Here is a 23,513-nt window from a genome sequence, read left to right as displayed (position 1 = left end):
ATGTCCCGCTCGGCCGCCGCGCCGGTGAGCGCCCGCCGCCAGATCGCCCGCCTGCTGTGGGGGCTGCTGGCGCTGGGCGCCTTTCTGGGCTTCCTGGCCCTGGGCCACTGGCAGGTGGAGCGACGAGCCTGGAAGCTGGACCTGATCCAGCGCGTCGATGAGCGGGTCCACGCCGACCCGCTGTCCGCCCCCCGCCCGGCGGACTGGGCGTCGCTCAATGAAGACCGGGACGAATACCGCCCGGTGCGTCTGCAAGGCCATTATCTGCACGACCGCGACACCCTGGTGCAGGCCACCACCCGGCTGGGCGGCGGCTACTGGGTGATGACCCCGCTGGCCCGCGACGACGGCAGCGTGGTGCTGATCAACCGGGGGTTCGTGGCCGGCCGCGACGCCGATTACGCGCGTCCGGACGGGCCGGTGTCGGTGACCGGCCTGCTGCGCCTGAGCCAGCCCGGCGGCGGCTTCTTGCGCGACAACGACCCCCAGGCGGATCGCTGGTATTCCCGGGACCTGGACGCCATCGCCGCGGCCCGCGGGCTGGACACGGTGGCGCCGTATTTCGTGGACGTCACCGGCGACCCGGAGGCGGCGCCCGCCGCCGGACCGGTGCCGGGGCTCACGGTGGTCGAGTTTCACAACAATCACCTGGTCTACGCCGTCACCTGGTATATGCTCGCCCTGATGGTGGCCGCCGGCGCGCTGTTCGTGGCGCGTCACGAATTCCGGCCCGCGCCCCGGGGAGACAAACACCATGACCGCACCGGTACCCACTGAGCTCGACGCCACCGGCCGCAAGAACATGCAGCAACTGATCCAGCTCCGCTGGATCGCCGTGCTCGGCCAGATCGGTACCATTCTGGTGGCCGATCTGGTGTTCCATGTGGCGCTGCCGGTGCACTACATGCTGGCGGTACTCGCCGGCCTGGTGGCGTTCAACGGTCTCAGCATGTTGCGCCTGAAGTGGGTGCGCCGCGAGGTCAGCAACGGTGAGCTGTTCCTGGCCCTGCTGGTGGACGTGGTCACCTTCACCCTGCAGCTGTGCCTGAGCGGCGGCGCCACCAATCCCTTTATCTTCCTCTACCTGTTGCAGGTGGTGCTGGCGGCGGTGCTGCTGGAAGCCTGGTCCACCTGGCTGATCGTGCTGGTCACCGCCGTGGGGTTCGTGTGGCTGGAGTTCGCCGGCCGCCCGCTGACCCTGCCGCCGGACTACGAGCGGGGTCCGTTCAGCCTCTATATCCAGGGCATGCTGATCTGCTTCGTGCTCAACGCCGTGCTGCTGGTGATTTTTATCAGCCGCATCACCCGTAACCGGCGGGAGCGGGACGAGCGGCTGGCCGCCCTGCGCCAGCGCGCCGCCGAGGAAGAGCACATCGTGCGCATGGGGCTGCTGGCCTCCGGGGCCGCCCACGAGCTGGGCACGCCGCTGTCCACCCTGGCGGTGATTCTGGGCGACTGGCGCCATATGCCGGTGTTCAAGGGCGACCCGGATCTGGATCAGGAGATCGCCGAAATGCAGGCCCAGGTGCAGCGCTGCAAGTCCATCGTCAGCGGCATTCTGCTGTCCGCCGGCGAGGCCCGCGGTGAATCCTCGGCGGAGACCACGGTACACGCCTTCCTGGACGACATCGTCGACGAATGGCGCCGCACCCGGCCGGTGGAGGACTTCGCCTACTACAACGAGTTCGGCGAGGACGTGGACATCGCCTCCGACTCGGCCATCAAGCAGAGCCTGCACAACATGCTCGACAACGCCCTGGAGGCCTCGCGGCGCCGGGTGGTGCTCACCGCGCGCCGCCGCGAGGAGGAACTGGTGCTGACGGTGAGCGACGATGGCCCGGGCTTCAGCGACGCCATGTTGTCGCGGCTCGGGCGACCCTATCAGTCCACCAAGGGGCGGGCGGGCAGCGGTCTGGGCCTGTTTCTGGTGGTCAATGTGGCGCGTACCCTGGGCGGCGGGCTGGAAGCCCGCAACCGGCCCCAGGGTGGCGCCGAGGTCACGTTGTCGCTGCCGCTGGATTCGTTGATGCTGGAAGACGCGCAGCAAGGAGACCCCTGATGAACGCCGACACCGAAACGCCGGACGACGTCCGGCGCCTGCTGATCGTCGAGGACGACGCCGCTCTGGCGCGCACCCTCGGCCGTTCCTTCGAGCGGCGCGGCTACCAGGTGCGCAGCGTGGAGGGCATGGACGGGCTCCCGGAGACCCTGGCCGAGTACCGCCCCGGCTACGCGGTGGTGGACCTGAAGCTCAAGGGCGATGCCTCCGGCCTGACCTGCGTGCAGGCGCTCCACGACCACGACCCGGACATGCTGATCGTGGTGCTCACCGGCTACGCCAGCATCGCCACGGCGGTGGAGGCGATCAAGCTGGGCGCCTGCCATTACCTGGCCAAACCCTCCAACACCGACGACATCGAAGCCGCCTTCGAGCGCGCCGACGGCAGCACCGAGGTGGCGGTGGAAGGCCGCCCCACCTCGATCAAGACCCTGGAATGGGAACGCATCCACCAGACCCTGGCGGAAACCGGCTTCAATATCTCCGAAACCGCCCGCCGCTTGGGGATGCATCGCCGCACTCTTGCCCGCAAATTGGGGAAGCGGCAGGTTAAATAGCGGCTTTGTGGCCGCTGCCCCTAAGGCATCAACCGCGTCGGCGCGGCGCGCCCCTCCCCGGGGTAATACCAATGCCGATGCGGCAGGTCCGCCAGTTCCAGCACCTTCACGTGTTCCGCGCGCAGCACCAGGATGGAAAAATCCTCGGCGATGTGGTCCCCCGGTTGCGGCAGTCCGGTCTGGTGCAGGCTGCCCGGCGGCGGGCCGTGAAAACGGGCGCGGTCCGCGCTGTCCAGTTTCGCCCAGAGCCGCTGGCAGTCCTCCGGGTGAGTGTCCGGCAACAGAAACCGTACCGGCCCGCGAAAGCGCCATTGGGTGCGGCTGGTCAGGTCGTACCAGCAGGCCTCCGCGTGGGGGTGGCCTTGCGGTGGCGCCTGGCGCTGCAGCTCGATCACTTTCTCGCTGCGCTGGTCGGTGGTGAACCACAGCTCGGCGCCGTGCCGCTCGCGCAGCGCCAGGGTGCGGCAGCGGGCGCCGTCCGGGCCCACGGTGGCGAGTTGGGCGAAACAATGGGGCGCGCCGGCGCGGGTGGCGTCGAACCAGGCGGTCCAGGGTTGAGGTACGCTCATGGGGTGGGTCTCCCTCCTTGGCTGATCGTTGGCTTTTGCGGTGCTCGCGGGCTAGAATCCGGCCATTCATTCGCTTGAACGTCCCCGAGGATTCGTGGTGATGCTGTCGCGCCCGCACAATCCGCTGCTGTTTTCCGCCTCCCGCGGCCCCGCCCGCTGGCGATGGTGAAGCTCGCCCCCGCGTGCCGCTGAGGCGCGTCCGCCGGTAACGGCGCCCCTTTGTTTTCGCTACAATCCGACACCTGAATAAGAACCGGGGACCACCATGTCACCACGCAATCTCGACGATGCCGCCCGTCAGGGCTTTACCCGCGTACCGGTGGTGCGCGAAGTCCTGGCGGATCTGGACACGCCGCTGTCCGCCTATCGCAAACTGGCCGCCGGCCCTTACAGCTACCTGTTCGAGTCGGTGCAGGGCGGCGAACGTTGGGGGCGCTACTCCATGATCGGGCTGCCGGCCCGGGAAGTGGTGCGCATCACCGGCCAGCATATCATTGTCGACGGCGAGAGCGGACGCCGGGAATTGCAGTGCGAGGACCCGATTGCCTGGATCGAGGACTACCGCCGGCAGTACCGCGCCCCGGATATTCCCGGCCTGCCGCGCTTCAACGGCGGCCTGGTGGGCTATTTCGGTTACGACAGCGTGCGCTATTTCGAGCCCCGTCTGGGCCCGGCCCCGGGGGAAGACGTGCTCGGCGTGCCGGACATCCTGCTGATGCGCTCCGAGGAAGTGGTGGTGTTCGATAACCTGCGTGGCAGCCTGTTTCTGGTGGTGCACGTGGACCCGGCCGAGGCCGGCGCCGAGGCCCGTGCCGACGCGCGCCTGGACGAACTGGAACGGCGGCTGCGCGCGCCCCTGCCGGAGCCGGAGCATCAGGTCTACGGCGAGCCGGTGGACGAGAACGACTTCGTTTCCGAGTTTCCCCGCGACCGGCACGCGGCGGCGGTGGAAACGATCCGCGAGTACATCCTCGCCGGTGACGTGATGCAGGTGGTGCCGGCCCAGCGCATGAGCTGCGAATTTCCGGCGCCGGCCATGGACCTGTACCGGGCGCTGCGCTACCTGAATCCGTCGCCTTATATGTTCTATCTGGATCTGGAGGACTTCCACATCGCCGGCTCCTCGCCGGAGATCCTCACCCGGGTGGAGGACGACCAGGTCACGGTGCGGCCGATCGCCGGCACCCGCAAGCGCGGCGCCACGCCGGAACGCGACAAGGAACTGGAAGAAGAGCTGCTGGCCGATCCCAAGGAGATCGCCGAGCATCTGATGCTGATCGATCTGGGCCGCAACGACGTGGGCCGGGTGGCGAAGCCGGGCCAGGTGCGTGTCACCGGCCATATGGAAATCGAGCGCTACTCCCACGTGATGCACATCGTCTCCAACGTGGAAGGCACCCTGCGCGAAGGCCTCGGGCCCCTGGAGGTGCTGGCCGCCACCTTCCCGGCGGGCACCCTCAGCGGCGCGCCCAAGATCCGCGCCATGGAGATCATCGACGAGCTGGAACCCACCAAGCGCGGCGTCTACGGCGGCGCGGTGGGCTACATCGGCTTCAACGACGACATGGACATGGCCATCGCCATCCGCACCGCGGTGGTCAAGGACGGCCGGCTCTACGTGCAGGCCGGCGGCGGCATCGTCGCCGATTCGGTGCCGGACCTGGAGTGGAAGGAAACCATGAACAAGGCACGCGCCGTGTTCCGCGCCGTGAACATGGCCCTGGGCGGGCTCGATCTGAACGGGGAGGGCAAATGATGCGCGTGCTGATGATCGACAACTACGACAGTTTTACCTACAACCTGGTGCAGTATCTCCAGGAGCTGGGGGCGGAAGTGCTGGTTCACCGCAATGACCGGATCGATCTGGCCGGCATGGAAGCGCTCAACGCCGACCGGCTGATGATCTCACCGGGCCCGTGCACCCCCAACGAGGCAGGCATCTCCGTGGACGCCATCCGCCATTTCGCCGGCAAGCTGCCGATTCTCGGCGTCTGCCTGGGCCACCAGGCCCTGGGGCAGGCGTTCGGTGCCCGGGTGGTGCGCGCCCGCACCGTGATGCACGGCAAGACCTCGCCGGTGTATCACACCGGCCAGGGCGTGTTCCGGGGCCTGCCCAGCCCCTATGTGGCCACCCGTTACCATTCCCTGGTGGTGGACAAGGCCAGCCTGCCGGACTGTTTCGAGATCACCGCCTGGACCCTGGACGACAACGGTGACATGGACGAGATCATGGGCATGCGTCACAAGGAACTGCCCCTGGAGGGGGTCCAGTACCATCCGGAGTCGATTCTTACCGAGCACGGCCATGACCTGCTGAACAACTTTCTCAAGGGGGAGCGCGCATGAACATCAAGGAAGCCCTGGCCACGGTGGTGGACCATATCGATCTGACCACCGACCAGATGCAGGACGTGATGCGCGAGATCATGACCGGCGGCGCCACCGACGCCCAGATCGGCGGTTTTCTGGTGGCCCTGCGCATGAAGAGCGAATCCCTGGATGAGATCACCGGCGCCGCCATGGTGATGCGCGAACTGGTCACCCCGGTGGTGGTGGACAACCGCCGCCATCTGGTGGACATCGTCGGCACCGGCGGCGACGGCGCCAACCTGTTCAACGTGTCCACCGCCAGCGCCTTCGTGGCCGCCGCCGCCGGTTGTCGGGTGGCCAAGCACGGCAACCGCTCGGTGAGCTCGAAAAGCGGCTCCTCGGACCTGCTGGAAGCGGCGGGCATCCGTCTCGATCTGAGCCCGACGGAGATCGCCCGTTGCGTGGACGGCGTGGGCGTGGGCTTCATGTTCGCGCCGGCCCATCATGGCGCCATGAAGTACGCCATCGGCCCGCGCAAGGAGCTGGGCATGCGTACCCTGTTCAACATCCTCGGGCCGATGACTAACCCGGCCGGCGTGCAGCGCCTGGTGGTGGGGGTGTTCTCCGACAAGCTTTGCCGGCCCATGGCCGAGGTGATGGGGCGCCTGGGCGCCGAGCACGTGATGGTGGTGCACGGCCTGGACGGCCTGGACGAGATCAGCCTGGCCGGCCGCACCCATGTGGCCGAGTACAAGGACGGCACCGTCAACGAATACACGCTGACCCCGGAAGACGTGGGCCTGGAGTCCGATTCCCTGGTGGGCCTGGACGTGACCGACCCGCAGGCCTCCCTGGCGCTGATTCGCGATGCCTTCGGCAAGCGCAAGGGGCGCCACGCCGGCAAGGCCGCCGACATGATCACGCTCAATGCCGGCGCCGCCATCTACGTGGCCGGCGTCACCCGCACCCTGGAGGAGGGGGTTCGGATGGCGGAGGATCTGGTCCACAATGGCGAGGCGGCGGAACGCATGCGCGAACTGGCGCAATTCTCAGTGGCCCTCAAAGAGGAGGTGTAGAGCCCACCATGAGCGAGACGATTCTGGATCGGATCATTGAACGCAAGCGGGCGGAGATCCACGCCGGCCAGCAGCACTATACGATCGGTGATTTCGAGGCCATGGCCGAGAACCAGGGCAAGGCCCGGGGCTTCGCGGCGGCCCTCTACCGCAGCGTCGCCGAGAAGCGGCCGGCGGTGATCGCCGAGGTGAAGAAGGCCTCGCCCAGCAAGGGCGTGATCCGCGAGGATTTCGACCCGGTGGACATCGCCCGCCGCTACCAGGCCGCCGGCGCCAGCGCCCTGTCGGTGCTCACCGACGAGGAATTCTTCCAGGGCCACGAGGACTACCTGCGCGCCGCCCGCAACGCCGTGACCCTGCCGGTGCTGCGCAAGGACTTCATGATCGACCCCTGGCAGATCTTCCAGAGCCGCGCCATGGGCGCCGACGCCGTGCTGCTGATCGTGGCGGCGCTGTCCGATGCCCAGCTCGACGAGCTTTACCACGCCGCCCAGCGGGCCGGCTGCGATGTGCTGGTGGAGGTGCATTCCGGCGAGGAGCTGGAGCGCGCCATGAAGCTGAACATCGAGCTGGTGGGCATCAATAACCGGAACCTGAAAACCTTCGAGACCAGCCTGGACACGACGCTGACCCTGGCCGAGCAGGTCCCCGGCGACCATCTGGTGATCACCGAGAGCGGCATCCACAGCCGTGAGGACGTGCGGCTGATGCGCGACAGCGGCATCAACGGTTTCCTGGTCGGTGAGGCCTTCATGAAGGCGGACGACCCGGGCGCCGCTCTCAAGGCGTTGTTTTTCTAGCGACAAGCTGCCAGCCACAAGCTTCAAGCAGGCGGTCTCTTGCTTGTAGCTTGTAGCTTGTGGCGGCCCCGGTAACGAAAAAAGCCCGCGTTAGCGGGCTTTTTCGTGGAACGCCGGGGCGGGGCGTCGTCAGCGGGTGCCGTAGACCACCATGGTCTTGCCCTTCACCGACACCAGGCCCTGTTCTTCCAGGTTCTTGAGGACCCGGCCCACCATTTCCCGGGAACAGCCGACGATACGGCCGATTTCCTGGCGGGTGACCTTGATCTGCATGCCGTCCGGGTGGGTCATGGCGTCGGGCTGCTTGCACAGGTCCAGCAGGGTGCCGGCGACCCGGCCGGTCACGTCCAGGAACGCCAGGTCGCCCACCTTGCGGGTGGTGGCGCGCAGGCGGCCGGCGATCTGGGCGGACACCGCGAACAGAATGTCGGCGTCTTCCCGGGTCAGCTGGCGGAACTTGGCGTAGCTGACCTCGGCCACCTCGCACTCGGTTTTCGCCTTGACCCAGGCGGAGCGGGACGGCTCGGCCTCGAACAGGCCCATCTCACCGAAGAAATCGCCGGCGTTCAGGTAGGCCATGATCATTTCGCGGCCGTCGTCGTCCTCGATCATGACGGTGACGGAACCCTTGAGGATGTAATATAAGGCGTCCGATTCGTCGCCGGCGTAAATAATGGTGCTTTTGGCCGGGTATTTACGGCGGTGGCAATTGGCCAGAAACCGATCCAGATTGGGGATTATCTTATTTCCGTCGCTCATGGGAACTCTGCTTTGGCACTGCTTGATGGCTTTCAGGGTTAAGGGCCGGAAGCCGGAAAAAAGTCGTAGCAATTCAAGCTAAAGGAGTTTGCCCTTTTTTCACGTGGCTGCCAAGGGATGTGGTGCACACTCTGTATCTTCCTGTCTCCCCTCCCGACCGCCCTCAAAGCCGCGCCCGCGGGCGGCCGGACTATGGCGAAACGCCGCTCTGTGGTAGTCTGCGCGGCCATTCCGGGACGCTTTGAGCAGGAGAGAGCGGATGAAGGCGGTGGTCGAATGGCAGGGCGATGTCTGCTTCCAGGCGGAATCCGGTAGCGGGCACACCATCGTGATGGACGGGCCTCCGGACCACGGTGGCCAGAATCGGGGCGCGCGCCCCATGGAAACCGTGCTGATGGGCCTGGGCGGTTGCTCCAGCTTCGACGTGGTGCACATTCTCGGCAAGGCCCGACAGGACGTGAGCACCTGCCGCTGTGAACTCAGCGCGGAACGCGCCGAGGACGAGATTCCCGCCGTTTTTACCAAAATTCACCTGCACTTCGTGGTCTCCGGCAATAACCTCAAGGAAGCGCACGTCAAGCGGGCGGTGTCCTTGTCCGCGGAGAAGTACTGTTCCGCGGCCATCATGCTCAGCCGTGGGGGTGTCGAGGTAACCCACAGCTATACCATCGAGTCCCGCTAACGCGGCAGCAACGGTCAACGGGGAAACGCAGTGGTGAAAGATCCCAATCCCAAGATTACGGTTCATGGTTTCAACAACCTGACCAAATCCCTGAGTTTCAATATCTTCGATATCGCCTATGCGAAGACCGAGCAGCACCGCAAGGAGTACATCGAGTACATCGATGAACTGTACAACGCGGAACGGCTCACCGAGATTCTCACCAATGTGACGCGCATCATCGGCGCCAACATCCTCAACATCGCCCGCCAGGATTACGATCCCCAGGGCGCCAGCGTGACCATGCTGATCGCCGAGCATGAGTCGCCGCCCACCGACGAGGACTGGGACGAGGAAGCGCCGGGGCCGCTGCCGGATTCGGTGGTGGCGCACCTGAACAAGAGCCACGTGACGGTGCACACCTATCCGGAATCCCACCCGGACAACGGCATCTCCACCTTCCGGGTGGACGTGGACGTGTCCACCTGCGGCGTGATTTCACCGCTACGCGCGCTCAATTACCTGATCCACAGCTTCGATTCGGACATCGTCACCATCGATTACCGGGTGCGCGGCATGACCCGTGACGTGGACGGCACCAAGCACTACATCGACCACGACATCAACTCGATCCAGAACTTCCTGACCGAAAGCACGCAGAACGCCTATCAGATGATCGACGTGAACGTGTACCAGGAGAACATCTTCCACACCAAGATGCTGCTCAAGGAATTCGACATCGAGAACTATCTGTTCGGCGCCGGCAGCGACGAATTCGACGAGGCCGCCCTGGCCAACATCAAGGAGCGTCTGCGCACCGAGATGCTGGAGATCTTCTACAGCCGCAACATGTAGTCGTCGCAAGCTTCAAGCCGTATAAAAAAAACCGCCGGTTTCGCCGGCGGTTTTTTTGTTCGTTCAAACCCGGTAGGTGGCGAAGGTCATTACCTTGCTCATCAGGGTCATGGCGCCGCGTATCGGCGGCGGCAGGGGGGCGCCGCCGGCGTCGCTGGCGGTGACCGCGTGTTTCAGCTCATCGGTGCGCATCTGTTCAAGGATGGCCCGGCTGCGGCGGTCACGCTGGGGCAGCCGCGCCATGTGGTTCTCCAGGTGGCGCACCACCTGATTTTCCGTTTCCGCCACGAAGCCCAAGCTCCAGCGGTCACCGGCCAGGCCCGCGCCGGCGCCCAGGGTATAGCTCATGGCGTAGAAAATCGGATTGAGGCGACTGGGCACCCCGCCCAGTTCGCGGATGCGGTCCTCGCACCAGGCCAGATGGTCCTCTTCCTCGCGGGCCGCCTCCTCCATGGCATGGCGCACATGGGGCAGGGTGGCGGTGCTGGCCTGGCCCTGATAGAGGCCCTGGGCGCACACCTCGCCGGTATGGTTGATGCGCATCAGCCCGGTCACATGCCGCCGTTCGCCGTCGGACAGGGGGCCCTCGTCGCGGGCCTGATCCAGCCCGGGGGGCTGGCGCTCGGCGCGGGCGGAGCCCGGCGTCAGGGTGCGCATGGCGTTGTCCACCCGGCTGAGCAGGCGGTCCAGGGGGGTCAGCTGTCGCTCGGTCATGACGGTCTCCGAAGCAGGGTTGCGGGCATGCTAGCGCCAAAGGCGGCCGCCGTGAAGCGCCGGGCGGCCCGCCGTTGCGCTGGATCAAGCCGGGTCGGCGGGTTCGGCCGGTCGCCCCGTGAAACGCACCAGGGTCTCGCGCAGCACGCTCATTTCCACCGGCTTGGGGATGTGGGCGTTCATGCCCGAGGCCAGGCTGCGCTCGCGGTGCTCACGCAGGATATGGGCGGTCAGCGCCACGATCGGCACCGCCGGGCGGCCGTCGCGCCGTTCCTGCTCGCGGATGCGGCGGGTGGCCTCGAAGCCGTCCATCACCGGCATTTCGCAGTCCATCAGGATCAGGTCGTAGCGGGTCCGTTCCGCCATCGCCACCGCCTCCTGGCCGTTGGCGGCCAGCTCCGGCGTCAGCCCCAGCTTGTGCAGCATGCCGCGGATCACCTTCTGGCTGAGCTTGTGGTCCTCCACCACCAGCAGCCGCAGGTGCGGGTCCGGCGCGGTCTGCGGGTCATCGCGCGGCGGCGCTTTCAGGCCCAGCTCCTCGGCCAGTACCTGCTTGAGCCGGGGCGCCGACACCGGTTTGGGCAGCACCCGGTGAATGCCGGCATTGCGCGCCTCCTTGTCGTCCGGGGCGCTGTTCACGCCGCTGAGCATGATCAGCACCGCCGGGTGGGTGATCACCGGATCCTCGTGGATGCGCGCCGCCAGTTGCAGCCCGCTCATGCCCGGCATCAACTGGTCCACCAGCACCACGTCGTAGGGTTCGTGGATATTGGCCTGGGTGCGCAGGGAAGCCAGCGCTTCGCGGGGATCGTGGCTGGCGGTGACGCGCATGCCCCAGCTCAGGGCCAGATGGCGGATCACCCGGGTCACCGTGGAGGAGTCGTCCACCACCAGCATGCTGCGGCCCTGCAGCAGGTGGTCGTCGGTATCCGCCGGCGCATGGCCCGGGTCCAGGGAGGGCAGCGGCAGCACGAACCAGTAGCCCGGCTCCGCGCCGTGTTCGTCGCGGCGGCCGTGGCGGCCTCCCATGGCGGTGATCAGCTGCTCCGCGATCACCCGGTTGAGGCCGGCGCTGTCCCGGCGGCTGTCCTGCTCGCGCAGCCGCCGCAGGCTGCCCGCCCGCAGGGCGCTGCCGGCCAGCTCGAAGCGCACCAGGCCGGCCCGGCCGGTGGGTTCCAGGGAAATATCGATGACCAGTTCGCCGGGCTGGGCGTGACGGATCAGGGCACCGATCAGGTTGGTGAGCACCTGGCGCAGCCGGCCGGCGTCGCCTTCCACCAGGGTCGGCACATTGGTGTGCACATGGGTGATCAGCTCCACCTGCTTTTCCTCGGCCCGCTCGCGGAACAGGTCCACCGCGTCCATCAGCAGGTCATGGGTGTTCAGGGCCTCCCGGTCCAGCTCCACCTCCTGGTCGGCCAGCTGCGAGTATTCCAGCACGTTGTTGATGATCTTCAGCAGATTCTCGCCGGCGTTGCGAATGCCGCCCACGCATTCCCGCTGGTTCGGTGACAGGGGGGTGTCCTCCAGGATCTCGGCCATGCCGAGGATGCCGCTCAGCGGCGTGCGCACGTCGTGGCCCATGCGCGCCAGGGTTTCCCGGCGGGTGCGCTCCACCGCCTCCGCCACCGCCTGGTCACGGCGTGCCTCGACCACCAGCCGTTGCCGGCGCTGCAGCTGGATGCGCAGACCCACCGCCTGCACCAGGGCCGCCAGGTTGACCGCGATCATCACGCTCAGCACCAGGTCGAAGCCACCGTCGGTGATGCCGAACATGGTCAGACAGGCCAGCACCAGCGGGCTGGAGATCAGCAGGCTGGTGAAAAAGTAGAGGCTGCCCTGGGGCGCCTCCCGGTGCCAGGCCTGATAGGCCAGCATCACCAGCAGCGCCGCCGCCACCAGCGCCAGGCCGAAGGCCAGGCTCAGGCCGGTGACCACCGGCAGCCAGGGCGCCACCAGCAGGCCCGCCACCGCCAGCCCGGAGACGCCCAGCAGCAGCCGGTGCAGCCAGGGGGCGTAGCGGCGGCTGTCCACGAAGGTGCGGCCCACGCCACAGGCGCACACGATCACCAACATGATCGACGCCACCTTCAACGCCGGCAGCGGCGGGCCCCAGAACGGGCTGTCGGCGAGCTGGCCGGAGGCGAACAGCAGCAGCGCCACCATCGCCACCAGGAAGCCGGCGTGGTAGCCGTGGCTGGGGCCGCCGCGCAGCAGGGCCACCAGCAGGTTGTAGAGGGCCAGGGTCAGCATCACTCCGAGCAGGACCCAATACAGCAGGTAGCGGGGATCGTTGCCCACGGCGCCGGCCAGATCGGTCAGGGTCACTGAATAGAGCATGCTGCCACGGGGATTGACCCGCCAATAGAACACGCGGGTGCGCTGCGGGGGCAGGTCCACCAGGTACACCGGATTGCGGTGCAGAAACCGTTCCGCGCCGGTGGCCGGGCGATAGCCGGCGTCGCCGGGCACGAACAGGGTGCTGTCGACGTAATTACGCGGCCCCAGCACCAGCGCGAAGCGGCCCGCCACCGGCAGTTCGTTGCGCACCGCCACGCGGATCCACCAGGGGTGATCGCTGAGGCCCAGCCCTTCCACGAAGCGCGCCCCGGGGCGGAAGTCGTCGTCGTGGGCGCCGGCCGCCAGCGTCTCCACGGTGAGGGCGCCGTCCGGATCGGACAGGTACTCGGAATAGATGGTGATGCGGGCCTCGTCCAGCGGGCCGCTGATCACATAGGGCGGCGGCGTATCGGCCCGGGCCAGGCCGCCGATCAGCAGGCACGGCACCAGCAGCACCAGCAGCCAGGGCCACGCCGCGCCCGTCGCGCTAGCGGGGCGCCACCGCCTCCGCGTCCTCTTGGTCCTGCCTTGCCCTGTCGTCATCGCTTCCCCGATCCAGCACCAGGGCGTCCAGCCCCGCCTCGGAGAGGATATAGGCTCCCAGCTCACTGCGTCGACCTTCCGCGCACAGCACATAGGTAAAGGCGCGTTCCAGACGCGGGGCGCGCTGGCGCAGTTCGTGCAGCGGCAGATTGCGGGCGCCGGGGATCATGTCGTGGCGCGCTTCCATGGGCAGGCGCACGTCCACCAGCACCAGCGGCCGTTCCCCTTCCAGCACCAGGGTGTCCAGCTGATCCTCGCTGAGGCGGCGGATCACGGAGCTCTGCAGCAGCGTCTGGAAGTCCGCCTTGTCCAAGCACATCAGCTCGCCGTCGCTGGTCATGGTGACGGTGGCGTTGCGGGGCTGGTCGCTGATCAGCGCGTCCTCGCCGAAGAAGCGTCCGGCGGACAGCGCCGCCAGCGGTTCGCTGCCGGCGGCGCCGGCGCGGGTGACCATGGCCTTGCCGCGCTTGATCACGTAGAAGGTGTCGCCGGCGGCGCCTTCCTGGATCACCGTCTCGCCCAATTGCACCGGCCGGGGCTGGAATTTGACGAACAGGGCGTGCAGTTGCGCCGGGGGGACCTGAGCCAGCAGCCCGGAGGCGAGCAGGGCGTCCATCCAGTCGTGGTCGTCGGCGTGTTCATCGGGCAGCAGGTCCGGGGCCTGGGTCCAGGCCATCAGCAGGTCGAGTTTGTCCCGGTCGATGCTGTAGAGCACGGCACTGTCGCGGGTGATGGCGTTGACCGTATGGCGGGGGTAGTTGTCCAGAGCCAGGTAGTTTTCGTCGTCGGCGGCGGCGAAAACACGCACCGTGTAGCCGGCGTCGATCAGATCCAGCTCGCCCTCGACCAGAAAAAACGCCTGATCCGACCTCTGACCGCGTTTGAACAGCAGCCGCCCGGCGGGCAAGCGGTGCACCTGAAACTGGTCGCGAATCTCGCGCAAATGGGACGGACTCAGGCCGTCGAACGGAATGAACAGACTCAGGCGGCGCATATCGGCGCCGTCGCCGTCCGGGGACGGGTGGCGCGTGTCGGGCCCGGTGGCGCTCATGAAACTCCCCCTTTTTTTGTCATCGCGGCCGTCCCCCAGGGCGGCCAGTCTTTCACTGTAGGGGGTTTCGCGGCGCCACGCACGGGCCGGGGGTTGCCGGTGTGATGGAGTCCGCGCGGGGGCCCTACAGCAGCGCCAGCAAGGTCACGGCGCCGCCGCTGAGCATCAGCAGCAGGAACACCAGCCGGCGCATGGCCGGTTCACTCAGGGGCGGCGGATAGCGATGGCCCAGCCAGGACACCAGCGCCACCACCGGCAGGCTCATCAGGCCGGTGCGCAGCACGTCGCCGGTGAGATCACCGTGCAGGGAGACCACCGTGAGGCGGCCCAGGGAAGTCAGGGAAAACAGCGCCACCAGGGTCAGGCGCAGGGTGGCGGCGGGCACCGGCTGCCGGTAGAACTGATAGACCACCGGCGGGCCGCTGATGCTGAACAGGCCGCCGAAGAAGCCGCCCAGGGCGCCGGCACCGATGAACGCCGGCGGCGAGGAGAGGGTGTCGCGCTGATGGGGGCGGCGCGCCATCACCGCGCCGGCGGCGAAGATGATGACCCCCAGCAGCAGGTGCAGCAGGTGTTCGGCGTTGCGGTCCAGGTAGCCCAGGGCGAACACGCCCACGGCCATGGCCGGCAGGCCGCCGGCCAGGCTCAGCACCACCAGCCGCCAGTTCACCTGGCGCAGGCGCGGCAGCACCACCACCGAGGCGAGCATCAGGTTCATGATGTTGAGCGCGGTGGCGGTGACCGGAATCGACGCCACCTGGGTGAGGGTGACCACGGTGAGCACGAAGATGCCCAGGGCGAAGCCGGTCACCGTCTGGATGTAGCAGCCGACGGCCACCGCCGCCAGGAACAGGGGAATCGATTCAGGCACGGCGTGCCGTCACGATTGTTCCCGTGCTACCGCCCGGTAGCCGATGTCGGTGCGGTGGTAGGCGTCGCGCCAGGTGATCTTCGCCACCGCCTCATAGGCGCGGCGCTGGGCATCGGCGACGCTGTCGCCCAGGGCGGTGACGCACAGCACCCGGCCGCCGTTGGTGACCACCTGGCCGTCTTTTTCGGCGGTGCCGGCATGGAACACCTTGACCGTGTCCGAGTCGGCCTCGTCCAGGCCGCTGATGGCGTCGCCCTTGTCGTAGCCGTCCGGGTAGCCGCCGGCGGCCATCACCACGCCCAGGGTGGGGCGCGGGTCCCAGTCCGCCTCGATGCGGTCGAGCTGGCCGTCCAGGGCGGCCAGGCACAGCGCCGCCAGATCGGAGCGCAGGCGCATCATGATCGGCTGGGTTTCCGGGTCACCGAAGCGGCAGTTGTACTCGATCACCTTGGGCTGGCCGTCGGCGCCGATCATCAGGCCGGCGTACAGGAAGCCGGTGTAGGGCATGCCCTCGGCGGCCATGCCGGCCACGGTGGGGCGGATCACCTGATCCATGATGCGCTGGTGGACCTCGTCGGTGACCACCGGCGCCGGTGAATAGGCGCCCATGCCGCCGGTGTTGGGGCCGCTGTCGCCATCGCCCACGCGCTTGTGGTCCTGGCTGGTGGCCATCGGCAGGATGTGCTCGCCGTCCACCATGACGATGAAGCTGGCTTCCTCGCCGTCCAGGAATTCCTCCACCACCACCCGGTGGCCTGCGTCGCCGAACTTGTTGCCGTCCAGCATATCGCGCACCGCGTCCTCGGCTTCCTCCAGGGTCATGGCCACGATCACGCCCTTGCCGGCGGCCAGGCCGTCGGCCTTGATCACGATCGGCGCGCCCTGCTCGCGCACATAGGCGAGGGCTTCATCCATGTCCGTGAAGTTGCCGTAGGCGGCGGTGGGAATGGCATGGCGGGCCAGAAAGTCCTTGGTGAAGGCCTTGGAGCCTTCCAGCTGGGCGGCGGCCTTGGAGGGGCCGAAGCACTTCAGGCCACGGGCCTGGAAGTAGTCCACCAGACCTTCCACCAGCGGCGCCTCGGGGCCGACGATGGTCAGGGCCACGCCTTCGCGCTCGGCCAGTTCGGCCAGGGCCGCCTGGTCGCTCACGTCCACCGCCACGTTTTCCAGCTTGGCGTCCCGGGCGGTGCCGGCGTTGCCCGGCGCCACCAGCACCTTCTCCACCGCGTCCGCCTGGGCCACTTTCCAGGCCAGTGCATGCTCGCGGCCACCGCCGCCGATGATCAGAACCTTCATTACGAATACCTTGGTAAATCCGATACAGGATACAGGATGCAGGATACAGGGCCGGACCGAGTGTTTTCCTGAATCCTGTACCCTGAATCCTGTATCGTTTTTGCTTTAATGCCGGAAATGGCGCATGCCGGTGAACACCATCGCCATGTCCGCCTCGTCGGCGGCGGCGATCACTTCCTCGTCGCGGATCGAGCCGCCGGGCTGGATCACGCAGCGGATGCCGGTCTCGGCGGCGTTGTCGATGCCGTCGCGGAACGGGAAGAAGGCGTCGGAGGCCATCACCGAACCCTTCACCTCCAGGCCCGCGTGCTCGGCCTTGATGGCGGCGATGCGCGCGGAATTGACGCGGCTCATCTGGCCGGCGCCGACGCCGATGGTCTGCCGGTTACGGGCATAGACGATGGCGTTGGATTTGACGAACTTGGCCACCTTCCAGGCGAAGATCAGATCGTGCATTTCGGTCTCCGTGGGCGCCCGCTTGGTGACCACCTTGAGGTCGCCCTCGGTGATCATGCCCACGTCCCGGTCCTGTACCAGCAGGCCGCCGTTGACGCGCTTGTAGTCCAGGCCCCGGGCGGTGGGGCCGTCGATCTCGCCGCACGTCAGCACCCGCACGTTTTTCTTGGCGGCGGTGACGGCCAGGGCCTCTTCGCTGACCCGCGGGGCGATGATCACCTCCACGAACTGGCGGTCGACGATGGCCTTGGCGGTGGCCGCGTCCAGCTCCCGGTTGAAGGCGATGATGCCGCCGAAGGCGGATTCCGGGTCGGTGGCGAAGGCCAGGTCGTAGGCGTGCTCGATGCCGTCCAGACTCACCGCCACGCCGCAGGGGTTGGCGTGCTTGACGATCACGCAGGCCGGCTTGGTGAAGGATTTGACGCACTCCAGGGCGGCGTCGGTGTCGGCGATGTTGTTGTAGCTGAGCGCCTTGCCCTGCAGCTGGCGGGCGGTGGCGACGCTGGCGGCGGCGGGCTCGCGCTCCACGTAGAAGGCCGCTTTCTGGTGCGGGTTCTCGCCGTAGCGCATGTCCTGCGCCTTGCGGAAATTCAGGTTGATGGTGCGCGGGAAGTCCTGGTTGTTCTCGCCCACCAGCTTGCCGAAGTGGTTGGCGATGGCGCTGTCGTAGGCGGCGGTGTGCTCGAACGCCTTGATCGCCAGGTCGAAACGCAGCCCGTCGGACAGGGCGCCCTGGTGCGCCTGCATATCGTCCAGCACCCGGGCGTAGTCGGCGGCGTCGGTGACGATGCCCACGTGGGCGTGGTTCTTGGCCGCCGAGCGCACCATGGTCGGGCCGCCGATGTCGATGTTCTCCACCGCCTCTTCCAGGCTGCAGTCCGGCCGCGCCACGGTGGCTTCGAAGGGATACAGGTTAACCACCACCAGGTCGATGCGCTGGATGCCGTTGTCCGCCATCACGCCGTCGTCCTGGCCGCGCCGACCGAGAATGCCGCCGTGCACCTTGGGATGCAGGGTCTTGACGCGGCCGTCCATCATTTCCGGGAAGCCGGTGTAGTCGGACACTTCGCGCACCGCGATGCCGGCGTCCCGGATGGCGCGGAAGGTGCCGCCGGTGGACAGCAGCTCGACGCCACGGTCCGCCAGGGCACGGGCGAAGTCGACGATGCCGGTTTTGTCGGAAACGCTGATCAGCGCGCGTTCAACGGCCTTGCTCATGGTTGCTCACCTTCGGTGTCACGCCGGCACGCCGGGGGCGGCGCGGGGCGCGCGTACATTCATCGGGTCGGAAAAGAAAAAAGGGCAGTATCACTGCCCTTGGGATCGGCGGCCCGCCGTTACAGCAGGCCGTACTGCTTGAGTTTCTTGCGCAGCGTGCCCCGGTTCAGGCCCAGCAGCTCGGCGGCCTTGGTCTGGTTGCCCCGGGTGTATTCCAGGACTTTTTCCAGCAGCGGGATTTCCATCTCCGCCAGGACCATCTGGTAGAGCTCGCTGACCGGCTCGCCGTCGAGCTGGTTGAAGTAGTCGGCGAGGGAACGACGCACGCAGTTGCGCAGGGTGTCGTGGGTCTCGCTACGGGCCAGCGTCAGATGGGGTTTGCGTGATTCGGCGGTATTCATTTCTGTGAGTGTCCGTGCTGCAGCGGTCTTCATTGAAGAAAGGGTCATGCGGCCAATGCTCCGTCTTTTGTCCGGGCTGAGGGGTTCCGGGCAGACACCTCGCCATAGCGACCGAAGCGGACACGGTCGCCGAGGGCGTTGATCTCTTGGAAAAACTGCTCAACGGCCCGCTGTTGTGGGCCGGCCTCGTCCAGCTTGTTGAACCCGCGCCGGAAAGCGTCTCCGCCGGGCAGGTATTGCGTGTACCAGCCCAGATGCTTGCGGGCGATACGCACGCCGGTGTATTCCCCATAAAAGTGGTGCAGGTCCGCGAGGTGCGTCAGGACGCGCTCGCGCACTTCCTCGACCCGCGGTGCCTGGGGCAGCCGGCCGTGTTCCAGGTAATGCAGGGTGTCCCGGAAGATCCAGGGATTACCTTGGGCGGCGCGGCCGATCATAATACCACTGGCACCCGTGGATTCCAGTATCCGATGGGCGTTTCGCGGCGATTTGATATCACCATTGGCGATAACCGGCAGGCTCACCGATTCCACCACCGTCTTTATGGTCTCGAACTCCGCCTCGCCGTTGAACTTGTCGGCCCGGGTGCGGCCGTGAATGGCCAGCGCCTGGATGCCGGCGCGTTCCGCCAGGCGGGCGATCTCCACGGCGTTGCGGTGCTCGCGGTCGGGGCCGGTGCGGATCTTCAGGGTCACCGGCACGTCCACGGCGGCCACCACCGCGTTCAGGATCCGGGCCACCAGATCCGGGTCGGACAACAGCGCGGAGCCGGCGGCGCGCTTGCACACCTTCTTCGCCGGGCAACCCATGTTGATGTCGATGATCTGGGCGCCCCGGTCCACGTTGGCGCGGGCCGCCTCGGCCATCATGCGCGGCTCGCCGCCGGCGATCTGCACCGAGATGGGACCGGGCTCGCCGCCATGGTCCAGGCGCTGGGCGGATTTGCGGGAGTTCCAGAGACGCGTATCCGAGGTCACCATTTCGGACACCACCAGTCCGGCCCCCAGCTCCCGGCAAAGACGCCGGAACGGGCGATCCGTCACGCCGGCCATGGGCGCGAGAATCAGGGGGTTGGGAAGCAGGTGGGGGCCGATCCGCATGGCAACTCGTTGTGAAAAGCGTCGGGTTGGCAGGATTTCCGTTTCAGGGTGTCGCCTGAAAATAGGTTCAAGGCCCCGCGCGGGGGCGCACGGGGGGCGACAATGATAGAGACCCGGGGCCCGGCTGGAAAGCCCCGATTGCCGCCTTGGGCTCAGGGCGCCCGGCTGAGGCGGTCGGGGGCGGCCTCGGCGGGCAGCAGGCGCAGGTCGTAATTGACCGCCCGGGGGCCCGGGTCGACGATCTCCAGACCGATGTGTACCGGGGTACCGCTGGGCATGGCGGTGGCGCCGCTGAGGTCGCCGCGCAGGTATTCCGCCGGCGGGAAGCGGCGGCTGGCCACCACCCGGCCCTGCAGGTCGGTGAAGGTGAGCTCCAGCACCGGGAACGGCTGCGGCCAGTCCGCCTCGTTGAACAGCAGGGCGTCCACCATCAGGGCGTCACGGAACCGGGGATGGCTGCGTACCACCAGATTGGCGCCGCGCAGCCGCGACGGGTCGGAGTGCAGCGGCAGGGCGCAGCCCAGCAGTTCGCAGGCCTGGGCGTAATAGGGGCGCCACTGGGGCTGGCGGGCCAGCTCCTGGAAATGGAACACCGCGTACTGACCGGCCAGCACCAACAGGGCCAGCAGCGACAGAAGCCCCCATTTGAGCAGTACCGCCGGCCCCGCCGGCGGCGGCGCCACATAGTCGAGCCGTTCGTTGGCGGCGCGGTGACGGGCGGCGTCGCGGTTGAGGAAATCGAACGGGTCCGGGTCGCGGTCCTCCGGCCCGCCGTCGGGGCCGGGGTCCGCGGTATTGCGGGTCAGCAGCGCCGAGGCGGGCGGCGGCGAGGCAGCAGGCGTGCCCCGGGCCGGGCCGGCTGGGGCGCCGGCCCCGGCCTCGTCCTCGTCCTCCAGGTCCCGGAGCAGTGCTTCCGCCCAGGATTCGTCCGCCGGGCCCGGGTCGTCGCCCGCCTGGCGGCCGTGCGCGGTGGCGTCGGAGAAGCCGTCGTCGGAAAAGCCATCGCCCAGGGCGTCGTCCAGATCCGCGAAGCGGTCGCCGTCCCGGTCCGGGCCGTCCATATCCAAAAAGGCGTCGCTCAGTTCCAGCCCGCCCTGTTCGCCGCCGGAGGGAGCCAGCCGCGGTGCGTCCTCGTCCAGAGCCCGGTCCCAGCGGCCGTCCTCGCCGCGTGGGGCGGCGCCGCCGATCAGATGGTCGGTGGCCTGGAAAATCCGCAGACAGGACCCGCACCGCACCGCGCCGCGGGCCTGGCTCAGGTGGTCGTCGTTGATCTTGAACTGGGCGCCGCAGTGCGGACAGCGGGTTTTATAGGGGCCGGCCATGGTTCGACGTCTCGGCGCATTGCAGCAAGCTGGAGGAAATAAAGGTTGTACAGAACAAAGCGGGTACGCCGCAAGGCTGGCGGCGCCCGTTTGCTACCTGGAACACGCCGGCGCTCAGCGGCGCACGCCGTCGATGCGTACCCAGTCGCCGCGCTGGCGGGTGGGGGCCAGATCGAACCAGGGCGCGTAGGCCTCGCGCACCGCCGCCGCCTGATCCGCCAGGATGCCGGACAGCGCCATGGGCGCGCCGGGCCGGCAGCGGCCGGCCAGGGTGGCGGCCAGCTCGATCAGCGGTCCGGCCAGAATATTGGCCACCAGCAGGTCGTACTGTTCCTGTGCCGCCAGCGCGTCCGGCAGGCACAGGCTGAGCCGCTCGCCGACGCCGTTGGCGGCGGCGTTGTCGGCGCTGGCGGTGAGCGCCTGGGGATCGATGTCGGTGCCCACGGCGGCGTCGGCGCCCAGCAACAGGGCGGCGATGGCCAGCACCCCGGAGCCGCAGCCGAAGTCCAGTACCCGGCGGCCACGCAGATCGGCGCCGTCCAGCCACTCCAGGCACAGCGCGGTGGTGTCGTGGGTGCCGGTGCCGAACGCCAGGCCCGGGTCCAGCTTCAGGTTCACCGCGTCCGGTTCCGGCGCCTCGCTCCAGCTTGGCACGATCCACAGCCGCTCACCGAAGCGCATGGGCTGGAAGTCGTCCATCCAGGCCCGTTCCCAGGCCTGCTCGGCCAGCGGCTCCACCCGGTGGTCGGCGAAGGCGAGACCCTGCTCGCCGAGGGCGGCCAGCACCGCGTCCAGATCGGCGCCGTCCTCGAACAGGGCGGTGACCACGGTGGTGTTCCACAGCGGCCGGGCCCCCGGCGGCGGTTCGAACACCGGCTGATCGGCGCCATCGGTGAGCGTCACCGCCGCGGCGCCCAGATTTTCCAGGCTGTCCTGAAAGGCGTCCGCGTGGCGCGGCTCGGTGGCGATGTGCAGCTGCTGCCAGGCCATGGCGTCTCCGGGGTCGGGTAGGTCGGAACCAAACCCGCGCAGTGTATATCACAGAGGGGGCGGGTTCAGCCGCGATGCGCCGCCGCTGGCGACACCGCGCGAGCGGCGCGTATAGTTGAAGTGAAATCATTGTCCGGTCGCCGTGGCGCGGCCGCTGCCTCGATGAGGAGACCCATGACCGAAAATATGGCCGAAACCATTCTGGCGGCGATGGCGTTGATGGCCCTCGGCGTGCATGGGCTGGTGCCGCGTCTGTCGCTGTTCGCCAATTCGGGTGCCCGTGCCAAGGCGGATCCGGAGAAGCGGCTGCTGCAGGTGCTGGTGGTGCTGGCCATGGTGGTGGTGCCGCTGTGCGACGCGCTGCTGCCCTGGTTCGAATTCGCCGACGTGGTGTTTCTGGACGAGGCCGCCTGGGTCGGGCTGATGCTCGGCAGCGCCGCCATCTGGCTGTTCTGGCGCGCCGGGCGCGACCGGGGGCCGGCGCTGGCGCCCTGCGGCACCCTGCGTGGTGGCGGTGTGTACCGCTATCTGCGCCATCCGGTGTACGCGGCCCTGCTGTTGTGGGCGCTGGCGCAGTTGCTGTTGCTACAGAACTGGCTGGCCGGGCCGGTGGCGGCGCTGACCTTCACGGTGGCCTATGCGCTGCGGATGCCTCTGGAGGAGCAGCAGAACCTGGAGCGCCACGGCCACCGGTATCTGGATTATATGGAGCGGACCGGGGGCATCATCCCCCGGTTGACGCGTCCGCGGTCCGATTGACGGCCGCCGGCGTACAGGGGAGTTCGGGATCATGATTCATATTCACCCTCTCAGCCGCGCGCAACTGGAGCGCGTGGTGGCCGATTCCCAGGTGGTGGAGCGGGACGGCCACGGCATCAAGGTGCTGCGGCTGCGGGATGGACGCTATCTGAAATATTTCCGGCGCAAGCGCTTTTTCAACCGCGAGTTGCTGTCGCCGGCGGCGGTGCGTTTCGCGCGCCACGCCCGGCGGCTGGAGCGTCTGCGCATTCCCACTCTGCGGGTGGAGAGCCTGCATCGCATTATCGGCGAGCCGCACACCGTGGCGGTGTATCAGCCGATGCCCGGCGAGACCCTGCGCGCGTTGCTGGCGCGCGGCGAAATGGATGGCCAGCTGATGTATCGGGTGGGCGTGTTTCTGGCGCGGTTGCATCGGCAGGGTGTGTTCTTCCGGTCGGTGCATCCGGGCAATATCGTGATCGACGGTTTCCGGATCGGGCTGATCGATGTGCTGGATATGAAGGTGCGGCCCTGGTCCATGTCGCGTTGGGCGCGGCGGCGTAACTGGCTGCATTTTCTGCGTTGCGTGGAGGATCGGGCCCATTGGCGGCCGGAGTGGATCGAGGCGTTGCTGTTCGGGTATCGGGACGCGGCGGATTTGCCGATGCGGGAGGTGGGGGAAGTGGCGGAGCGCATTCGCGATTTTCTGTTCTAGGGGGTTTTTTCTGGGGTGGGTTCTCCAGAGGGGCCGGCGGGAACGGTTTCCCCCGGCCCGGACACGCGGCAAGTACGTCCCTGTAGCTCGTTTCCGGCATCCCTGCCTCCAA

Annotated in this window: 23 protein-coding genes; 11 read left to right on the top strand and 12 right to left on the bottom strand. The window is 67.7% G+C overall.

Going from position 1 to position 23,513, the window contains the following annotated elements; translation table 11 throughout:
* The 3 genes from IM760_RS15750 to IM760_RS15740 are packed head-to-tail and all read left to right on the top strand — an operon-like array spanning position 1 to position 2,616.
* The gene (locus tag IM760_RS15750) at positions 1-777 is read left to right on the top strand and encodes an SURF1 family protein (protein ID WP_204431177.1); all 777 of its coding nucleotides are present in this window, start codon (positions 1-3) and stop codon (positions 775-777) included.
* Positions 755-2,059 (top strand): ATP-binding protein, encoded by a 1,305-nt coding sequence (locus IM760_RS15745; protein ID WP_204431176.1) that lies wholly within the window; start codon positions 755-757, stop codon positions 2,057-2,059. Before IM760_RS15750 ends, IM760_RS15745 begins: the two co-directional genes overlap by 23 nt.
* A complete protein-coding gene (locus tag IM760_RS15740) occupies positions 2,059-2,616 on the top strand; it encodes a response regulator transcription factor (protein WP_204431173.1) in 558 nt (185 codons plus the stop codon). The genes IM760_RS15745 and IM760_RS15740 overlap by 1 nt, the downstream gene beginning before the upstream one ends.
* 20 nt (positions 2,617-2,636) lie before the next feature.
* On the opposite strand, the gene IM760_RS15735 is transcribed toward IM760_RS15740, so the two are convergent.
* Positions 2,637-3,185, bottom strand: a complete 549-nt coding sequence (locus IM760_RS15735; RefSeq protein WP_204431171.1) for a pyridoxamine 5'-phosphate oxidase family protein — start codon at positions 3,183-3,185, stop codon at positions 2,637-2,639.
* A gap of 265 nt (positions 3,186-3,450) precedes the next feature.
* Between IM760_RS15735 and trpE the strand changes: the two genes are divergently transcribed.
* The 4 genes from trpE to trpC are packed head-to-tail and all read left to right on the top strand — an operon-like array spanning position 3,451 to position 7,371.
* Complete coding sequence (trpE, locus tag IM760_RS15730) at positions 3,451-4,941, top strand: anthranilate synthase component I (protein ID WP_204431169.1); 1,491 nt, start codon at positions 3,451-3,453, stop codon at positions 4,939-4,941.
* Complete coding sequence (locus tag IM760_RS15725; protein WP_228232319.1) at positions 4,941-5,531, top strand: anthranilate synthase component II; 591 nt, start codon at positions 4,941-4,943, stop codon at positions 5,529-5,531. Before trpE ends, IM760_RS15725 begins: the two co-directional genes overlap by 1 nt.
* Positions 5,528-6,571, top strand: coding sequence for an anthranilate phosphoribosyltransferase (trpD, locus tag IM760_RS15720; protein WP_204431168.1), 1,044 nt, complete (start codon positions 5,528-5,530; stop codon positions 6,569-6,571). The genes IM760_RS15725 and trpD overlap by 4 nt, the downstream gene beginning before the upstream one ends.
* A gap of 8 nt (positions 6,572-6,579) precedes the next feature.
* On the top strand, positions 6,580-7,371 hold the full coding sequence (gene trpC / locus IM760_RS15715; protein ID WP_204431167.1) for an indole-3-glycerol phosphate synthase TrpC: 792 nt from the start codon (positions 6,580-6,582) through the stop codon (positions 7,369-7,371).
* Between the two features lie 129 nt (positions 7,372-7,500).
* Here the strand turns inward: trpC and crp are convergent, their stop codons facing one another.
* A complete protein-coding gene (gene crp, locus IM760_RS15710; protein ID WP_138772954.1) occupies positions 7,501-8,130 on the bottom strand; it encodes a cAMP-activated global transcriptional regulator CRP in 630 nt (209 codons plus the stop codon).
* 259 nt (positions 8,131-8,389) lie between these two features.
* Between crp and IM760_RS15705 the strand changes: the two genes are divergently transcribed.
* Both IM760_RS15705 and speD read left to right on the top strand, forming a co-directional pair.
* A complete protein-coding gene (locus tag IM760_RS15705) occupies positions 8,390-8,812 on the top strand; it encodes an OsmC family protein (RefSeq protein WP_204431166.1) in 423 nt (140 codons plus the stop codon).
* Positions 8,813-8,842: 30 nt separating this feature from the next.
* The gene (gene speD / locus IM760_RS15700; protein ID WP_138772952.1) at positions 8,843-9,646 is read left to right on the top strand and encodes an adenosylmethionine decarboxylase; all 804 of its coding nucleotides are present in this window, start codon (positions 8,843-8,845) and stop codon (positions 9,644-9,646) included.
* A 63-nt stretch (positions 9,647-9,709) separates the two neighbouring features.
* Here the strand turns inward: speD and coq7 are convergent, their stop codons facing one another.
* The 10 genes from coq7 to prmA all read right to left on the bottom strand — a co-directional run bounded on the left by coq7 (position 9,710) and on the right by prmA (position 21,948).
* A complete protein-coding gene (gene coq7 / locus IM760_RS15695; RefSeq protein WP_204431165.1) occupies positions 9,710-10,360 on the bottom strand; it encodes a 2-polyprenyl-3-methyl-6-methoxy-1,4-benzoquinone monooxygenase in 651 nt (216 codons plus the stop codon).
* An 84-nt stretch (positions 10,361-10,444) separates the two neighbouring features.
* On the bottom strand, positions 10,445-13,156 hold the full coding sequence (locus IM760_RS15690) for a hybrid sensor histidine kinase/response regulator (RefSeq protein ID WP_338021407.1): 2,712 nt from the start codon (positions 13,154-13,156) through the stop codon (positions 10,445-10,447).
* Positions 13,157-13,187: 31 nt separating this feature from the next.
* Entirely contained in the window at positions 13,188-14,294 is a 1,107-nt protein-coding gene (locus tag IM760_RS15685; RefSeq protein ID WP_239549903.1) for a cyclic nucleotide-binding domain-containing protein, read from the bottom strand.
* A 124-nt stretch (positions 14,295-14,418) separates the two neighbouring features.
* On the bottom strand, positions 14,419-15,165 hold the full coding sequence (locus IM760_RS15680) for a TSUP family transporter (protein WP_204431163.1): 747 nt from the start codon (positions 15,163-15,165) through the stop codon (positions 14,419-14,421).
* Positions 15,166-15,174: 9 nt separating this feature from the next.
* Complete coding sequence (purD, locus tag IM760_RS15675; RefSeq protein WP_204431162.1) at positions 15,175-16,461, bottom strand: phosphoribosylamine--glycine ligase; 1,287 nt, start codon at positions 16,459-16,461, stop codon at positions 15,175-15,177.
* 105 nt (positions 16,462-16,566) lie between these two features.
* Positions 16,567-18,135 (bottom strand): bifunctional phosphoribosylaminoimidazolecarboxamide formyltransferase/IMP cyclohydrolase, encoded by a 1,569-nt coding sequence (gene purH, locus IM760_RS15670; protein WP_204431160.1) that lies wholly within the window; start codon positions 18,133-18,135, stop codon positions 16,567-16,569.
* 119 nt (positions 18,136-18,254) lie between these two features.
* Positions 18,255-18,536 carry a DNA-binding transcriptional regulator Fis gene (fis, locus tag IM760_RS15665; protein WP_138772945.1) on the bottom strand — a complete coding sequence of 94 codons (282 nt, stop codon included), beginning with the start codon at positions 18,534-18,536 and terminating at the stop codon, positions 18,255-18,257.
* Positions 18,537-18,580: 44 nt separating this feature from the next.
* On the bottom strand, positions 18,581-19,636 hold the full coding sequence (gene dusB, locus IM760_RS15660; protein ID WP_204431158.1) for a tRNA dihydrouridine synthase DusB: 1,056 nt from the start codon (positions 19,634-19,636) through the stop codon (positions 18,581-18,583).
* A 152-nt stretch (positions 19,637-19,788) separates the two neighbouring features.
* Positions 19,789-20,958 (bottom strand): zinc-ribbon and DUF3426 domain-containing protein, encoded by a 1,170-nt coding sequence (locus tag IM760_RS15655; protein ID WP_204431156.1) that lies wholly within the window; start codon positions 20,956-20,958, stop codon positions 19,789-19,791.
* A 114-nt stretch (positions 20,959-21,072) separates the two neighbouring features.
* Positions 21,073-21,948: a 50S ribosomal protein L11 methyltransferase gene (gene prmA / locus IM760_RS15650; RefSeq protein ID WP_204431154.1), complete on the bottom strand. Its 876-nt coding sequence runs from the start codon at positions 21,946-21,948 to the stop codon at positions 21,073-21,075.
* A gap of 174 nt (positions 21,949-22,122) precedes the next feature.
* Here prmA and IM760_RS15645 point away from each other — a divergent pair, with 174 nt between their 5' ends.
* Positions 22,123-22,707: an isoprenylcysteine carboxylmethyltransferase family protein gene (locus IM760_RS15645; protein WP_228232343.1), complete on the top strand. Its 585-nt coding sequence runs from the start codon at positions 22,123-22,125 to the stop codon at positions 22,705-22,707.
* 31 nt (positions 22,708-22,738) lie between these two features.
* Positions 22,739-23,401: a BUD32 family EKC/KEOPS complex subunit gene (locus IM760_RS15640; protein WP_204431150.1), complete on the top strand. Its 663-nt coding sequence runs from the start codon at positions 22,739-22,741 to the stop codon at positions 23,399-23,401.
* The last annotated feature ends 112 nt before the right edge of the window (positions 23,402-23,513 follow it).

The sequence above is a fragment of the Alloalcanivorax marinus genome (assembly GCF_016906305.1).
Taxonomy (GTDB): Bacteria; Pseudomonadota; Gammaproteobacteria; order Pseudomonadales; family Alcanivoracaceae; genus Alloalcanivorax; species Alloalcanivorax marinus.
Note: the sequence above shows the minus strand (reverse complement) of the source record. Positions and strands in the feature narration are given on the sequence as shown.

Excerpts from the sequence above, each read along its gene's own strand:
- IM760_RS15750 (WP_204431177.1), top strand. The coding sequence starts at position 1 with ATGTCCCGCTCGGCCGCCGCGCCGGTGAGCGCCCGCCGCCAGATCGCC.
- IM760_RS15745 (WP_204431176.1), top strand. The coding sequence starts at position 755 with ATGACCGCACCGGTACCCACTGAGCTCGACGCCACCGGCCGCAAGAAC.
- IM760_RS15740 (WP_204431173.1), top strand. The coding sequence starts at position 2,059 with ATGAACGCCGACACCGAAACGCCGGACGACGTCCGGCGCCTGCTGATC.
- IM760_RS15735 (WP_204431171.1), bottom strand. The coding sequence starts at position 3,185 with ATGAGCGTACCTCAACCCTGGACCGCCTGGTTCGACGCCACCCGCGCC.
- trpE (WP_204431169.1), top strand. The coding sequence starts at position 3,451 with ATGTCACCACGCAATCTCGACGATGCCGCCCGTCAGGGCTTTACCCGC.
- IM760_RS15725 (WP_228232319.1), top strand. The coding sequence starts at position 4,941 with ATGCGCGTGCTGATGATCGACAACTACGACAGTTTTACCTACAACCTG.
- trpD (WP_204431168.1), top strand. The coding sequence starts at position 5,528 with ATGAACATCAAGGAAGCCCTGGCCACGGTGGTGGACCATATCGATCTG.
- trpC (WP_204431167.1), top strand. The coding sequence starts at position 6,580 with ATGAGCGAGACGATTCTGGATCGGATCATTGAACGCAAGCGGGCGGAG.
- crp (WP_138772954.1), bottom strand. The coding sequence starts at position 8,130 with ATGAGCGACGGAAATAAGATAATCCCCAATCTGGATCGGTTTCTGGCC.
- IM760_RS15705 (WP_204431166.1), top strand. The coding sequence starts at position 8,390 with ATGAAGGCGGTGGTCGAATGGCAGGGCGATGTCTGCTTCCAGGCGGAA.
- coq7 (WP_204431165.1), bottom strand. The coding sequence starts at position 10,360 with ATGACCGAGCGACAGCTGACCCCCCTGGACCGCCTGCTCAGCCGGGTG.
- IM760_RS15685 (WP_239549903.1), bottom strand. The coding sequence starts at position 14,294 with ATGAGCGCCACCGGGCCCGACACGCGCCACCCGTCCCCGGACGGCGAC.
- purD (WP_204431162.1), bottom strand. The coding sequence starts at position 16,461 with ATGAAGGTTCTGATCATCGGCGGCGGTGGCCGCGAGCATGCACTGGCC.
- purH (WP_204431160.1), bottom strand. The coding sequence starts at position 18,135 with ATGAGCAAGGCCGTTGAACGCGCGCTGATCAGCGTTTCCGACAAAACC.
- fis (WP_138772945.1), bottom strand. The coding sequence starts at position 18,536 with ATGAATACCGCCGAATCACGCAAACCCCATCTGACGCTGGCCCGTAGC.
- dusB (WP_204431158.1), bottom strand. The coding sequence starts at position 19,636 with ATGCGGATCGGCCCCCACCTGCTTCCCAACCCCCTGATTCTCGCGCCC.
- IM760_RS15655 (WP_204431156.1), bottom strand. The coding sequence starts at position 20,958 with ATGGCCGGCCCCTATAAAACCCGCTGTCCGCACTGCGGCGCCCAGTTC.
- prmA (WP_204431154.1), bottom strand. The coding sequence starts at position 21,948 with ATGGCCTGGCAGCAGCTGCACATCGCCACCGAGCCGCGCCACGCGGAC.
- IM760_RS15645 (WP_228232343.1), top strand. The coding sequence starts at position 22,123 with ATGACCGAAAATATGGCCGAAACCATTCTGGCGGCGATGGCGTTGATG.
- IM760_RS15640 (WP_204431150.1), top strand. The coding sequence starts at position 22,739 with ATGATTCATATTCACCCTCTCAGCCGCGCGCAACTGGAGCGCGTGGTG.